At 61.3% G+C, this 11,467-nt stretch carries 17 protein-coding genes and 1 pseudogene; 12 read left to right on the plus strand and 6 right to left on the minus strand.

Annotation, left to right across the window (positions count from 1 at the left end):
- Nucleotides 1-458 precede the first annotated feature (458 nt).
- Nucleotides 459-923, minus strand: a complete 465-nt coding sequence (locus tag P1T08_17115) for a hypothetical protein (protein ID MDF1597803.1) — start codon at nt 921-923, stop codon at nt 459-461.
- Between the two features lie 79 nt (nt 924-1,002).
- Here P1T08_17115 and P1T08_17120 point away from each other — a divergent pair.
- Together P1T08_17120 and P1T08_17125 are read left to right on the plus strand one after the other, a co-directional pair.
- Nucleotides 1,003-1,323: pseudogene (locus P1T08_17120) on the plus strand (restriction endonuclease).
- 124 nt (nt 1,324-1,447) lie between these two features.
- Nucleotides 1,448-1,648: a hypothetical protein gene (locus P1T08_17125; GenBank protein MDF1597804.1), complete on the plus strand. Its 201-nt coding sequence runs from the start codon at nt 1,448-1,450 to the stop codon at nt 1,646-1,648.
- Nucleotides 1,649-1,709: 61 nt separating this feature from the next.
- Here P1T08_17125 and P1T08_17130 read toward each other — a convergent pair whose 3' ends face one another.
- Together P1T08_17130 and P1T08_17135 are read right to left on the minus strand one after the other, a co-directional pair.
- Nucleotides 1,710-2,528 carry a hypothetical protein gene (locus tag P1T08_17130; protein MDF1597805.1) on the minus strand — a complete coding sequence of 273 codons (819 nt, stop codon included), beginning with the start codon at nt 2,526-2,528 and terminating at the stop codon, nt 1,710-1,712.
- A 131-nt stretch (nt 2,529-2,659) separates the two neighbouring features.
- Nucleotides 2,660-2,959, minus strand: coding sequence for a hypothetical protein (locus P1T08_17135; GenBank protein ID MDF1597806.1), 300 nt, complete (start codon nt 2,957-2,959; stop codon nt 2,660-2,662).
- Between the two features lie 475 nt (nt 2,960-3,434).
- On the opposite strand from P1T08_17135, the gene P1T08_17140 reads away from it, so the two are divergent.
- The 4 genes from P1T08_17140 to P1T08_17155 are packed head-to-tail and all read left to right on the plus strand — an operon-like array spanning nt 3,435 to nt 5,691.
- Nucleotides 3,435-3,833 (plus strand): hypothetical protein, encoded by a 399-nt coding sequence (locus P1T08_17140; GenBank protein ID MDF1597807.1) that lies wholly within the window; start codon nt 3,435-3,437, stop codon nt 3,831-3,833.
- Nucleotides 3,834-3,886: 53 nt separating this feature from the next.
- On the plus strand, nt 3,887-4,429 hold the full coding sequence (locus P1T08_17145; protein MDF1597808.1) for a sigma-70 family RNA polymerase sigma factor: 543 nt from the start codon (nt 3,887-3,889) through the stop codon (nt 4,427-4,429).
- On the plus strand, nt 4,426-5,169 hold the full coding sequence (locus tag P1T08_17150) for a hypothetical protein (GenBank protein ID MDF1597809.1): 744 nt from the start codon (nt 4,426-4,428) through the stop codon (nt 5,167-5,169). Before P1T08_17145 ends, P1T08_17150 begins: the two co-directional genes overlap by 4 nt.
- Before the next feature lie 24 nt (nt 5,170-5,193).
- Complete coding sequence (locus P1T08_17155; protein MDF1597810.1) at nt 5,194-5,691, plus strand: hypothetical protein; 498 nt, start codon at nt 5,194-5,196, stop codon at nt 5,689-5,691.
- Nucleotides 5,692-6,047: 356 nt separating this feature from the next.
- Here the strand turns inward: P1T08_17155 and P1T08_17160 are convergent, their stop codons facing one another.
- The 3 genes from P1T08_17160 to P1T08_17170 form a co-directional block, all read right to left on the minus strand.
- Nucleotides 6,048-6,446: a PIN domain-containing protein gene (locus P1T08_17160; GenBank protein ID MDF1597811.1), complete on the minus strand. Its 399-nt coding sequence runs from the start codon at nt 6,444-6,446 to the stop codon at nt 6,048-6,050.
- Nucleotides 6,443-6,685 carry a type II toxin-antitoxin system prevent-host-death family antitoxin gene (locus P1T08_17165; GenBank protein ID MDF1597812.1) on the minus strand — a complete coding sequence of 81 codons (243 nt, stop codon included), beginning with the start codon at nt 6,683-6,685 and terminating at the stop codon, nt 6,443-6,445. Before P1T08_17165 ends, P1T08_17160 begins: the two co-directional genes overlap by 4 nt.
- A 158-nt stretch (nt 6,686-6,843) precedes the next feature.
- Nucleotides 6,844-7,671: a hypothetical protein gene (locus tag P1T08_17170; GenBank protein MDF1597813.1), complete on the minus strand. Its 828-nt coding sequence runs from the start codon at nt 7,669-7,671 to the stop codon at nt 6,844-6,846.
- 178 nt (nt 7,672-7,849) lie between these two features.
- On the opposite strand from P1T08_17170, the gene P1T08_17175 reads away from it, so the two are divergent.
- From P1T08_17175 to P1T08_17200, 6 genes are all read left to right on the plus strand, one after another.
- The gene (locus P1T08_17175) at nt 7,850-8,176 is read left to right on the plus strand and encodes a hypothetical protein (GenBank protein MDF1597814.1); all 327 of its coding nucleotides are present in this window, start codon (nt 7,850-7,852) and stop codon (nt 8,174-8,176) included.
- 103 nt (nt 8,177-8,279) lie between these two features.
- Entirely contained in the window at nt 8,280-8,984 is a 705-nt protein-coding gene (locus tag P1T08_17180) for a CPBP family intramembrane metalloprotease (protein ID MDF1597815.1), read from the plus strand.
- A gap of 72 nt (nt 8,985-9,056) precedes the next feature.
- Nucleotides 9,057-9,305 (plus strand): DUF3263 domain-containing protein, encoded by a 249-nt coding sequence (locus tag P1T08_17185; GenBank protein ID MDF1597816.1) that lies wholly within the window; start codon nt 9,057-9,059, stop codon nt 9,303-9,305.
- Entirely contained in the window at nt 9,306-9,887 is a 582-nt protein-coding gene (locus tag P1T08_17190) for a LytR C-terminal domain-containing protein (GenBank protein ID MDF1597817.1), read from the plus strand. It begins immediately after the preceding gene.
- Nucleotides 9,884-10,759: a hypothetical protein gene (locus tag P1T08_17195; GenBank protein ID MDF1597818.1), complete on the plus strand. Its 876-nt coding sequence runs from the start codon at nt 9,884-9,886 to the stop codon at nt 10,757-10,759. Before P1T08_17190 ends, P1T08_17195 begins: the two co-directional genes overlap by 4 nt.
- Nucleotides 10,756-11,394 (plus strand): AI-2E family transporter, encoded by a 639-nt coding sequence (locus P1T08_17200; protein MDF1597819.1) that lies wholly within the window; start codon nt 10,756-10,758, stop codon nt 11,392-11,394. Before P1T08_17195 ends, P1T08_17200 begins: the two co-directional genes overlap by 4 nt.
- Nucleotides 11,395-11,467: the final 73 nt, after the last annotated feature.

Raw genomic sequence — 11,467 nt, forward strand, 5'->3', positions numbered from 1 at the left:
AACAGTGGGTATTCCCTCTCAGGAGGTGGGGAATTTCAGTGAGCAGGTCTGGGGAGTTTCAATGAGCGTGGTCAATGCCTCGGCATCAACCTTGCGACTGAACGTTCGGGACCGCTCCTTGCGCGCCGGATCGACATAGCGGACCTGCTACTTACCAGTGTTTGGGTGCTTGCGGATGTGTGCCACCCATGAGGTCTCCTTCGCTTTCCGCCGCCGTGGGTTGTTCTTGACCCAATCGTCGAACTGCTCCCGGGTGATGGTTCCGCGTTTCCATCGTTTGTACATGCGGTCGTATTCCCGGCGCCGTGGTTCCCGCCGTCGTTGTCGTTCGGTTCCTTTTCGTTGACAGTCGATCGGTCCGGGTTTCGAGCTTCCCGGGCAATACTGCTGGTCTGATCTCTCGGGGATGAAAGGGTTCTGGCAGTATCGGCACAGTCGGGGTATCTGCGATCGGTCGATCAGTCCTTCGAGCAGTTCGAACCACGCTCGACTGAAAATGTGCTTTGGTCTCTCGAAGATCCGACCGGTCTCTTCGTGCAGTCGGAGTTCAACCTGCAATGAATCATGTTCACCGAGTTCGATGATGAGGGCTGCGGCGGCGGTGCATAATCGAACCGAGCAGTATCTTCGAACAGTCGCATCAGGCGACGCCTGTCTTCGCGGCAGATGCGGACGGTTTCAGCGTCCGTCCAGGCATCGATCAGATACTTCTCCCAAATCCGTCGGATCCCGAGCACCTCGTAGGCGCCAATGACAGGGCGCCAAGCTTCGCTGTTGAACAGCTCGGTATCGGCGATCCATCGAAGAAGCTCCATCATGCCAAGGTGCTCAACAAAGGCTATGAAGCTGTCGGCGTCGCCAGGCTCGAGAGCGAACAGCTGCGGATGGATGGGATCGAGAAGGTACCGCTGCTCGGTCGCCAAGAGGGAGTCGGCGTTCTCCTGGCTCGGAGTCGGGCGGTCAGGAACGACCGCTACCGTCTCGAAGGCGTAGGGCTGGCGTGTCGGCGTCTACAAGGTGTCGTTGGTGAGTTTCCCCACATACTTCCAATGCAAACGGTATGCCGGGAGTGTTCCAGCCGGTGTCGTCCGAGATTTCCGGGGTGCCATGACGGGCCGTGGTGAAAAGGGCTTGGTGATAACCGCCGGCACGTTCACACCGGCAGCGAAGACGGAGGCCACCAGGGACGGCGCTCCACCGGTCGATCTCATCGGTGGCGACGAGTTGTGTGACCTCCTCAAAGAGTATGGCCTGGGGGTAGAGGTCACGAAGCGGATCGTGGAGGATGTCGAGGTTCTCCCCGACTTCTTCGACTCGATCTAGGCCGCCCCCAGAAATCGCCACAGCCGTTCGGCTGTGACGGGTGACCTGCCCTGCTGTGGGTGCCATCCCTGCGGTTGGTGGTCGCTGAGCGGCCAGGTCACACTTAGCCGATAGCTTCGCGACCATGTTCTGTATTGAACCGTCCGCCCCTCTGACCGAAACCCTGCGCCTGCTCGCCGAAGGGCCGAAACCCGTTGAGCAGCTACCGGTGGCCGGTCTCGACCAGCTACGTCTACTGCAATGGGTGATGGGCGACACGGTCGTCGAACTGACCGGTATCGGCTGGTATCACGCCGGACATGTGAAAGGTGGGCTTTTGGGTTAGTTGCCGGCGCAGGTCGGTGTGTTTGCGACCTAGCGGAGTACGTCGTGTCCGGGTCGGCGTGCTAGCTGATTATCTCGATGGCGTCCGAGAAGGCACGGATCAACCCGAAGACGGCTGCGCCGGTGACACCGGTCAGGCCGAAAGCGACCGCCACCGTCCACCATCGGCTGGGATGCACAGTGTTCCACCACGACAGCGCTGTACCGACCGCAGCCACGATCACGAATGTGGCCGCAACGAAGGGCGGGTCACAGTCGCATGCCTGCCGGTTGAACAACAGGAACGGGGTGGTCAGACCACCTGCACCAGCACCGAGGACCGCCAGGAAGGCATAGGCCCACCGGGCCGAACCTTCGACGGCAGGGAGACGACGATCCAGGATTCCGAACAGCCACTCCATGAAGACGCCGAAACCGACGAACAAGGCGACAATCATTCCCACCACCAGTACCTCGTTGCCGAGAATGAAGAAGTCGATGTTGTTGGGGTTCATCACATCTGACATTGCGCTGCCCACCGCAAACAACAACACACCGTAGGCGAAACCTCGCCACCGGCCCGCCCATGCCAGCCAGGGACGGAAGATGAGAAGAAGGGCTGCCCCGACTATCCCCACGAATATCCCGACGAAGACAACCAACCCCATCGTCCCGCCCAAAGTGATCTCCCCGACGGTGAACCCTGCTTCGGTGGTCCTTCCTTGGGCAAGGTCAGGGGCGGCGGCCCCAGCGATCCGCATGAACAACCGTCCCCCCAAACCTCCGACGAGCAACCCGGTGATGAGACCGGCGACCCCGGCCACCGTGATGTGACGCGCCAATCCAGACAGCGTGTCAAACGGTCGGGCCACCGGTTGTCGGGGCGTCCGGTGCAGAGTCATGGACCCTCCTTTCTCACGAAGCCTTCACCGTCTATCAGGCGCCAGCCTGCCTACCGCGACTGGGAGAAGAGCGCATTACTGGACTCAGGTCTGGATCCCGCGACTCGTGACCCGGGATCCAGACCTGCATTTCAGTCGTTCACATATCCTCCGCAGTTTCCAAGATCGCCCGGGGTTCCTTGCACCCACACCACCGTCTCTCCCTGCCGCGTGCCCGGCGCACCAAGATGAACGTTGACATGAAGCGGATGCCGCCTCGTATCAAGTCCGTCCGCATGTGGAAGCTGGACCGCGTTTTCCCTGCCATTGGCGGCGAGCACAACGCAGCTCCCGTTGCCTGTCAGCCTCACGTGAGTATGGGTGGCGGCCGCCGGAAGCGCCAGCGCCACCATTGATACAGCAAGAATCACCATCCCTACCAGTTTCCTCATCTCTCTTCTCCTTTTTCGAGGAACACTGATACAGACGAACATATGGGCAGTCCCGGTGACAGTAGGATCCCCTTTTTCCGAAGAACCCGAGGTGGATGAGAGCAGGGTCGAACCCGCGCTGGTGAGGTCGCTCCCACACGATCAGCTGAGCTGCCGGCTCGGCCGAGTCGGCCTGGGATAGACGGGATGTGCCGCTCTGGGACTCTCGCACGGGGCATGTGTGTGACCCCTGATATCGGCGAACCGACTCTCCAGACTGCCGATTCTGTTTGGTCTGTCACCCAAACCTGTCCTTTGTTCGTCTGTATGAGGTGACGCTCCAAAGGAGGGAAGGTCTTTTTGGGGGCGATACCACGCCGTCTGACTCGGTGGGTCAGGTGCTTGGCGAGTTTCGCGAAACGGCCGACAACATTAGGACGGCGAGTCTGTTGACGATGGTCGTTCGTCTGGCAGGATCAGGTCGAGAGGAGACCAAATGGACTGGTGGATTCTGGAAGTGATAACGGTTGGTGCGCTCATCGGCGCATTGCTGGCTCTTGGGCCCCTCATCAAGAGGTTTGGTCGTAGTTATGCGGCGGATGTGTTTCGTGCTAATCCGAGAACAGGAAAGAGTTACATCGTGTTGATGGATGTGGCGTACTACCTCATTTTCACTGCATTCATTCTCTTCACGACCCATTTCGAACCGGACACCGGGTGGGCCGACACTGTCGGCGCTGATCAACTCCGTGGGGAGACGGTTCGCCTCGGCGGGATGCTGCTGTTGATGGGAGTCCTTCACGGTGGCAACGTGTTGAGCCTCCCTATCGTTGGTCGTCTACTCGGGTTGTCCCAACGTATGGAAGAGGACGCAGGTCAGACAGAGGCCGCATGATTGCCGCGTCGTTTGCCGGGAGTCTGAGGGGGACCACGGTTCGGTGGCTGTTCATGGCAATCGAGCAGACCCGGGATGTAGCCGCGGTCGCAGTCGGTGTTGACCGTGATGCGCTGGTTGCTCAGTTGTTTGAGTTGGAGGGTGTCGCTTTGGTGCGGTTGGCCCGTCTCTTCACCGACGATCGCAATGCCGCCGAAGATCTCGTCCAGGAAGCGTTCATCCGTTTACACAAGTCGGCTCACCGAATACACGATCAGGACAAGGCGGCCCCTTATCTCCGGTCGATCGTTATCAATTTGGCGCGTGATCACAACCGACGCGGCCTGATGTCGTTGCGACACCAAGAGGCAATCCCCGTCGGGACCGTGCCTGAAGCACCCGAAGACAGGCTCGCCCTCAATGAAGAACAGAGATTGTTGCTCGATGAGGTGCGAGCCCTTTCGCCACGACAACGCGACTGCATTCTTCTTCGGTTCTATCTGGAACTTTCAGAGCGGGAGATCGCAGATGTGCTGAGCATTTCAACCAACTCGGTCAAGACACATTGCCGGCGAGGTTTGGCGTCTCTTCGGGGAACAGTCGGGGATGTGCGATGACGATCGAAGAGAAACTCACTGCCGCGTTCCGCACAGCTGATCTATACCAGCCGAGCCCTGACCTCTTTTCCAAGGTCTCCAGATCAATCCAAGAGGACGCAGCACACCACAAACGGGTGCGCCGCATCGCTATGTCAGTTGTAGCCGCCTGCGGGTTCATCGCCCTGTACTTGGCGCTCGCGGTCGACCAGATCGATGGGGCTTTGGTAATGCCGTTCTGGACTCTTGAGGTCCTGGTTACAGGAGTCATGATTGCGCTCGTGCTGGTGCTGGGTCCGGCCATTCGGCGTTTCGGCAACGCATTCGAGAGCGACATCTTCCGTTTGGGTCCTTCGACAGGTCGCGGATTCCTCACGCTGATCGATATTGCCTACTACCTGATCTTCGGTGCTTTCACGTTCATGACATTGCAGTATTCGACTCCGATCGATTCCCCAGGGACCACCCAGGATCTAGCGGCGTGGCTCGGATATGAATCCTGGAGAGTTGCAGGGCTGCTCATGCTGATGGGCCTGTTGCACACGGTGACCCTCGTTGTGTTACCTGCCGTGGGTCTGGTCTTCTCTGCGAACACGCGGCGCGCTCATCGGGCCCAACTCGGCGAAGCTGCCCCCCCGGCGAACCCTCACAACGAAGAACTCGATCGATGGATCACGATTGTCGTCTGGATAGTCATCGGATTGGCACTACTCCTGGCCGCGTTGAATACGCTGCCTCTCTTGATTGGCCTCGGCGGCTGACCGACAGCACGATTGGAGAAACAGATGGACAAAGACGGCGGCCACAGGCCCAGCGCAGCTGAACGTTTCGCTGCGACCACGATCACCGGCCCGATCCCGTCGTGGGAGCCCACAGAACCGCCGGCGATACCCCGGCCGGGCGGTTTCAGCGATGTCATGAGCGTCGCTCCACATGCGGCATCGGTGGCGGAATGGATCTCTCGCACGGAGCATGTTCGGTGGCTACGGGCGCAGCGCCATCTCGCCATTGCCGTCCCAGCCGCAGCCCTTTGCGCGTTCGTCGCCCCGATCTTGAAAACCCTCGGCGGCCTACCGCTGTTTGTGACCCTGGTGTTTGTTGTACTGGACTCGCTCGCCAGGGCGCTGGACGCCCGACTCGGCTATCTCTGGGGTTGGCTGTATTCAGAGCCGAAGCGGTCCACGCGGCTAGATCTGATCGCTGACCGGATCATCCGAAGGCTTCTCATGACGATCCCTATGGCGGACTCTCCAATCTCACAAGTCCAGGTCGTGGATCCGTAGCAGAGGTGACGCGGCTGCAACGAGCCAGAAATCGCCATCGGGTGATTCGGTTGCGGCGGAGGACAGGGGAGTGTTGCGACGGCCACAAACGCCGGCGACGGTCGCTGGGCGTCTAGGGGATTGCCGTCCGGATTCCGTCGGCTGGGTCCGTCCGGGGTCCGTGAGAGGTCGAAGAACGGTGAGAAGTGCCGCACAACGCTGAAGGGTGAAATCCCAGGTCAGACCGCCTTTCCGAGTATTTGCCCAGGTCAGCGAAGTAGCCGGCCGCTCCCTTGTAAAGAAGTGGTCGTCGGTTCGATTCCGACACCCGGCTCCGTCGAGAGACCTCCAGTTGAGCGAGGTCGGCACCTAGCGTGTTAGCGATGGCTAATGGCGGCGACACCGGGAAGGTTGCTGAATGCTTGCTGATCGGCGGTGACGATCGTCCGGTGTGTGGCGCGGGCGGTTGCCGCGATCAGCAAGTCGTGTGCGCCGCGGGGACGGCCCTGGCCGCGGACGGCGACGAGGAGTCCAGCGTGTTCGACCGCCACATTGCGGTCGTAGGCGATGATGGGAATCGACTCAAGGATGTCCTCGACGTAGCCCTGGCGGGCATTCCGTCGCTTGCCAGAGGCGAGCTCCACTCCCACGAGCAGTTCGGCGACGGTAACGGCGGCGATGGCCACGTCGTCGTCGTCATCAATGGCTTCGTCGAGGTTCACACCGCCTCGCTCGGCATCGATCAGGAACGTCGTGTCGAGAAGGAGCAGACTCATGCCCGGTCTTCGATCTCCAACAGTCCTCGGAGGTCGGTCAGTTCGGTCGACCACGCCGCATCGGGCCGGTGCCGGCGTAGCAGCGCCTTGACATCGACGCCACGCCCTGTGGTAGTCGGCTCGAGATGCGCGACCGCCTTGCCCCGGCGAACGATTGTGTAGTGCTCGCCGCGGTGTTCGACCCCGTCGAGTAAATCGGCGAAGTGCCGAGCTGCCTCGGTGGCTGTGATATCTGGCATATGATCAGATTATCAGATTCAAGTCTCGCGATAAAGGCCCCCGCCCCGCATATCACTAGATATGTCTGACAGAAACGCACAGTCAGCCGAGCACACCAGAAGGGCACGCCGGAGCTCGGCTCTCCCGGCATAGGTCGACCGCCGTGCGAGTTGCCCTGCTAGCTGATCACCTCGATGGCGTCCGATACCGCACGGATCAACCCGAAGATCGTGGCGCCTATCACTCCGGCGAAGCCCAGAGTGGTCACGGCTGTAGAGAGACGGTTGGGTCGTATCGCCTGCCACCAGTACAGAACGGTACCCACCGCGGTCACAACCACGAATGCTGATGCGATGACCGGCGGATCGCAGTCGCACGCCTGCCTGGAGAACAGCAGGAACGGGGCGGTCAGCCCGGCCAACCCGGCACCGAGGACAGACAGAAGGGCGTAGGCCCATCGGGCGGAACCCTCAGCGGTGGGCAGCCCGCGGTTCAGTATCCCGAACATCCACTCCATGAACGCACCAAACCCGACGAACAACGCGACGATCGTCCCCACCACCAGGACTTCGTTGCCGAGGATGAGAAAGTCGATATTGTCGGGGTTCAGCACGTCGGACGTTGCGCTACCCACCGAGAACAGCAGCAGCCCAAACACCACCCCTCGCCACCGGCCCGACCAGGCCAACCAGGGACGAAAGACCAGGTACATGACCGCTCCCATTACCCCCACGAAAACCCCGACGAAGATCACCAAACCCAGAGTGCCATCCAGGGTGATCTGCCCCACGGTGAACCCCGCTTCCGTAGTGGCACCCTGAGCGGAATCCGCGGCAGCCGCCCCGGCAATCCGCATGAACAACCGACCACCCCCACCTCCCACCAACATCCCGGTCACCAGCCCGGCCAGCCCCGCAACAGTGATGTGCCGGGTCAAGCCGAACCATGTCCGAAACGGCGGTACCGCCACGCCCTGGGCAGCAGTAATCATCCTCGACAACGCCATGGTCCTCCCTCATCTGTCGGGCCACCTCAAACTATCAGAAGGGTCAGGGGATTGAGAGGTGACGCAGGTCAACTAACTCCCCTGGAGTGGGGTCGGCTGGGTGTCGGCTATGCCGTTCTCTCCCAACATAGGGAGCATCGTGCGAGTAGCGTCGGTTTCCCATACCGAGGAGTGCACTATGTATGTCATACGACGGGTCTACGAGGTGAATCCCCGAACGGCTCGTGAGGCGGCCACGATCGCGGCCCGCATCGGTGAGTTGTATCACGAGGCCGGTCGGCGTTCCGAGGTGACGGTCTACTTCAACGGCACGACGCTGCCCGGCGAAACCGACGTCGTCTACATGCAGTGGACCGACGATGTCATCCGGTCGCCGTACGGTCGCAGTGAGCCCTCGATTCCCGAAGCGGTCGAGCTCGGTGCCCGGCTGCGGGCTCTCACCGTGGACTCCTGGATCGAGTTCTACGAGATGCTGACGCCGGAGAAGGCAATGGACCTCGAGTAAACGTTCGGCAGGTCACCGAGATGTGGCGAAGGTGTAGGCGATTGCCTGCGGGAAACCTGACCGCGGATGTCCTGGTGCAACGTTGCGGGCGTATCCTCGACTTATGACACCCGTCGGACCGGAAGTGACGGTGGTCGGCGCTCTGGCCGCCTACAACCTCGTTCAGAATCTGGTCATCCCGGAAAATGCGTATGTGCCGGCCAACCTGGTGGTGACCGCTGGTCTCGTGGCCTTCGCACGCAATTCCGGGATGCCCCTCGACGCGATTGGACTCGGAGAGGCACAACTGGGTGACGGGCTGCGTCTGGGTGGCACCGTGGCGGCTGCGCTCGGCGCCGCCTTCATCGCTGCATCCTCGACCAGGCTTCTCGACCGATGGCTGCTGGACGAGCGGGCGCGCGGCCACGAGTCGGGAGGCGCAGCCTATCGATCCCTCGTCCGTTTCCCTCTGGGGACCGCGCTTTTCGAAGAGGTGGCATTTCGCGGCGTACTCGACGGGTTGTGGAGGCGCCGCGCCGGTGCGCATACAGCCCGGCTGGTCGGCTCCGCCGCCTTCGGCGCCTGGCACCTTCTCCCCACCTTTCGCGGCTATCCGGGAATGGGGATCAGGAACGGCCGATCTGCCTCGATCCGAGAGCGCTGCATTGCGGCCCTCTCCGGTGCTGTGATCACCGGATTGTCGGGATTCGGCTTCACGGCCCTGCGAGAGCGGTCGGACAGCGTGGCGGCACCGTGGCTCACCCATGCTGCCATCAACGCCGGGTCGTATCTCCTTGCCCGCCGCGCCTGGCAAGCCACCGGGGGTTGATTGTTGAAAAGTGGGCCACAACAGCCGAAATACCCCGGTTTTGCTGACGCCGGGATAGCCTCTCTTCTTGCAGTGGCTCTTTCAGCGCGCGATCAAGCAATTCTCGACTTCGAACGTTCCTGGTGGTTGATTCCCGGGCCGAAGGACCGCGCCATCAAGGAACATCTGGATATCAGCGCCACTCAGTACTACCGGGTGCTCAGGCGGCTCAGCGACGATCCGGAGGCTGCCTTGTACGATCCGTTGACGGTTCGGCGGCTGCAGCGGTCGGCCACGACGAAAAAGGTAGAGATGACTGCAGTAGAGGGAGAAGACCTCTAGATGGGCAAGCATGCTGCGCCCGGGTACGGGCGGTTTACCCGTGAGCTCTCGTCGTTTTCAGTGCGTCTATTAGTGGCTGCTGTGGTGTTCTTTGGTGCGGTCTGGCTGCTGATCACCTACCTGCCGGGATGGTTCGACGGTGGTGAGGAGTCGGCTCAATCGTCCGTCCCTCAAAGCACCTCCACCACCGAAGTGCCTTCGTCGGTACTCGGTTCGACCATATCCTCAACGTTCCCCACCTTGCCCACGACGACAACGTCCACCGCGCCTGCCCCCACATCGACCACGGCACCACCCGAACGAGCTCCTGCCGATGTGACCGTTCTAGTACGCAACACGACGGGCAAGAGTGGACTGGCTGCTTCGGCGAGCGCCGGGCTGGCGAGTCTCGGTTACCAGACCCTCGAACCGGACAATACGACGCCGCTACTGAGCGCAACGCAAATCCTGTTCGCACAGGGGTTCGCAGCAGAGGCGTACACATTGGCTGCGCAGTTTCCCGATGGGGAGGTACTGGCGAACCCGAGCGCAGACCCATTGGCTGACATCGTGGTCGTCCTCGGGACGAGCTACGTTCCGTGACCGACCAAACGGGCAGGCGGTTCTCCAGCGTCTGGCCGATCTGGGCCTGGATCATGGTCGCCTTCGCTCTGGTTGTGACGGGGGTGGGCGTCGTCGGTGGGGTGTTCCCACGCTCATTGCTCCTCGACCTCATCTCGTTCTGGCCGGGGCTCATCCTCGTGATGTTGGTTGCTGCTGCTTTGTACCCCTTTCACCGCGGGCAATGGTCGCGGTTGGCTGCCGTAGTGCCGCTGCTCGTGCTGTCGTGGCTCGGCTCGACGATTGCACTGCACCTGGCTGAGTGGAGTGTCTTGCCCTCGGCGGCGGCGGACTTCAATGGGCCTGCGGTCGCCGGCGTAGGCGAAGCGAGGATGACGGTGGTCACGGGGGGCGAGTTGTTGGTCTTCTTCTCGGATTCCTCGTACCTGTATGAGGTGCAGACGATCAGAAAAGGAGGCTCGACTCCGGCCCCCCGTGGCCTGGAACGGGTCGACGGTGCCCGCGCCCAGGTCACGATCGACGAACGAGACCCGGAGACCTGGTTCCTTGCCAGAGGATGGAGGGTGCGGCTCAGCGCCGACGCTTTTTGGAGCGTCGATCTCGAGGCGGGTGAGATGGAGGCAGATCTGAGCGGCGGGAGGATTGCTTCTCTACGATTGGCGGGAGCCGGTGACGTTCTCCTCCCGGAACCGGTGGCCGAGGTCGAAATCATCGTGGACGGCAGGTTCGCACTGGATCTTCCTGCGGGAGTGGCAATGCGAGTGTCCGGCACTGAGGTAACGGTACCGGCCAACTGGACCGGTGGTGACGGCGAATGGGCGTCGCCGGGAACGGGGGATGGCTACATCGTGACGGTAACGAGTGGGGCAACACTGGTGGTCAAAGACGCATGACCTCCTCCCCGACGCCGTATGAGCGAATCCGAAATGCAGGCGTTGTGATCTGGGCGGGCCTCGGCGGGTTCGCCGTACTCGCCCTGTTCACGTGGTTGCTCATTCAGATACGCATCATCTGGTCGCCGGTGGTGTTCGCCGTCGCCATCGTCTACATCCTCAATCCGCTCGTCAATCGCCTTGAACAGCGTCGCATTCATCGGGCGTTCGGGTCCTGTGTCTCGTATCTCCTCCTCGTGTCGGTATTGACCGCGGTTGGATTCCTGGTCATCCCGATCATTCGCAGTCAGGCTGTGGCGTTGACCGAAGAAGTACCGGTCATCGTCGATCAAGTGACGGTGGCGGTTCAGGAGCTCGCCGACCGTTTAGGTGTGAGCATCGAGATGCCCGGTTTCGACACGATTCGTAACTGGTTCTCGGAGACCGACAACCAGCAACGTCTCACCGAACTTGCCTCTGGAGTGTTCGACGTGGCCGCAACGGTGGTCGAAGCGCTGCTGCTCTTCCTGCTGGCGCCGGTGCTGGCGTTCTACATCCTCATCGGCGCGCCATCGACCCGGAGAGCTGCGACGGAGTTGGTTCCGGCTGATCTACGCGATGAGGTTGTATACGTGGCGGGCCTGATCGGCAAGTGAACCGCCCTGGGTTTGATGGAGACTCGGTTGTTTGGTTTCCAAGTCATCCGGTAGTGGTCAGTTGAGCGTAGTG

The organism is Acidimicrobiia bacterium (assembly GCA_029210695.1).
GTDB lineage: Bacteria > Actinomycetota > Acidimicrobiia > Spongiisociales > JAHEDJ01 > JAHEDJ01.

What these genes read in the sequence shown, in the direction of transcription:
- P1T08_17125 (MDF1597804.1), top strand. Translation starts at nt 1,448, where the DNA reads ATGTTCTGTATTGAACCGTCCGCCCCTCTGACCGAAACCCTGCGCCTG.
- P1T08_17130 (MDF1597805.1), bottom strand. Translation starts at nt 2,528, where the DNA reads ATGACTCTGCACCGGACGCCCCGACAACCGGTGGCCCGACCGTTTGAC.
- P1T08_17135 (MDF1597806.1), bottom strand. Translation starts at nt 2,959, where the DNA reads ATGAGGAAACTGGTAGGGATGGTGATTCTTGCTGTATCAATGGTGGCG.
- P1T08_17140 (MDF1597807.1), top strand. Translation starts at nt 3,435, where the DNA reads ATGGACTGGTGGATTCTGGAAGTGATAACGGTTGGTGCGCTCATCGGC.
- P1T08_17145 (MDF1597808.1), top strand. Translation starts at nt 3,887, where the DNA reads ATGGCAATCGAGCAGACCCGGGATGTAGCCGCGGTCGCAGTCGGTGTT.
- P1T08_17150 (MDF1597809.1), top strand. Translation starts at nt 4,426, where the DNA reads ATGACGATCGAAGAGAAACTCACTGCCGCGTTCCGCACAGCTGATCTA.
- P1T08_17155 (MDF1597810.1), top strand. Translation starts at nt 5,194, where the DNA reads ATGGACAAAGACGGCGGCCACAGGCCCAGCGCAGCTGAACGTTTCGCT.
- P1T08_17160 (MDF1597811.1), bottom strand. Translation starts at nt 6,446, where the DNA reads ATGAGTCTGCTCCTTCTCGACACGACGTTCCTGATCGATGCCGAGCGA.
- P1T08_17165 (MDF1597812.1), bottom strand. Translation starts at nt 6,685, where the DNA reads ATGCCAGATATCACAGCCACCGAGGCAGCTCGGCACTTCGCCGATTTA.
- P1T08_17170 (MDF1597813.1), bottom strand. Translation starts at nt 7,671, where the DNA reads ATGGCGTTGTCGAGGATGATTACTGCTGCCCAGGGCGTGGCGGTACCG.
- P1T08_17175 (MDF1597814.1), top strand. Translation starts at nt 7,850, where the DNA reads ATGTATGTCATACGACGGGTCTACGAGGTGAATCCCCGAACGGCTCGT.
- P1T08_17180 (MDF1597815.1), top strand. Translation starts at nt 8,280, where the DNA reads ATGACACCCGTCGGACCGGAAGTGACGGTGGTCGGCGCTCTGGCCGCC.
- P1T08_17190 (MDF1597817.1), top strand. Translation starts at nt 9,306, where the DNA reads ATGGGCAAGCATGCTGCGCCCGGGTACGGGCGGTTTACCCGTGAGCTC.
- P1T08_17200 (MDF1597819.1), top strand. Translation starts at nt 10,756, where the DNA reads ATGACCTCCTCCCCGACGCCGTATGAGCGAATCCGAAATGCAGGCGTT.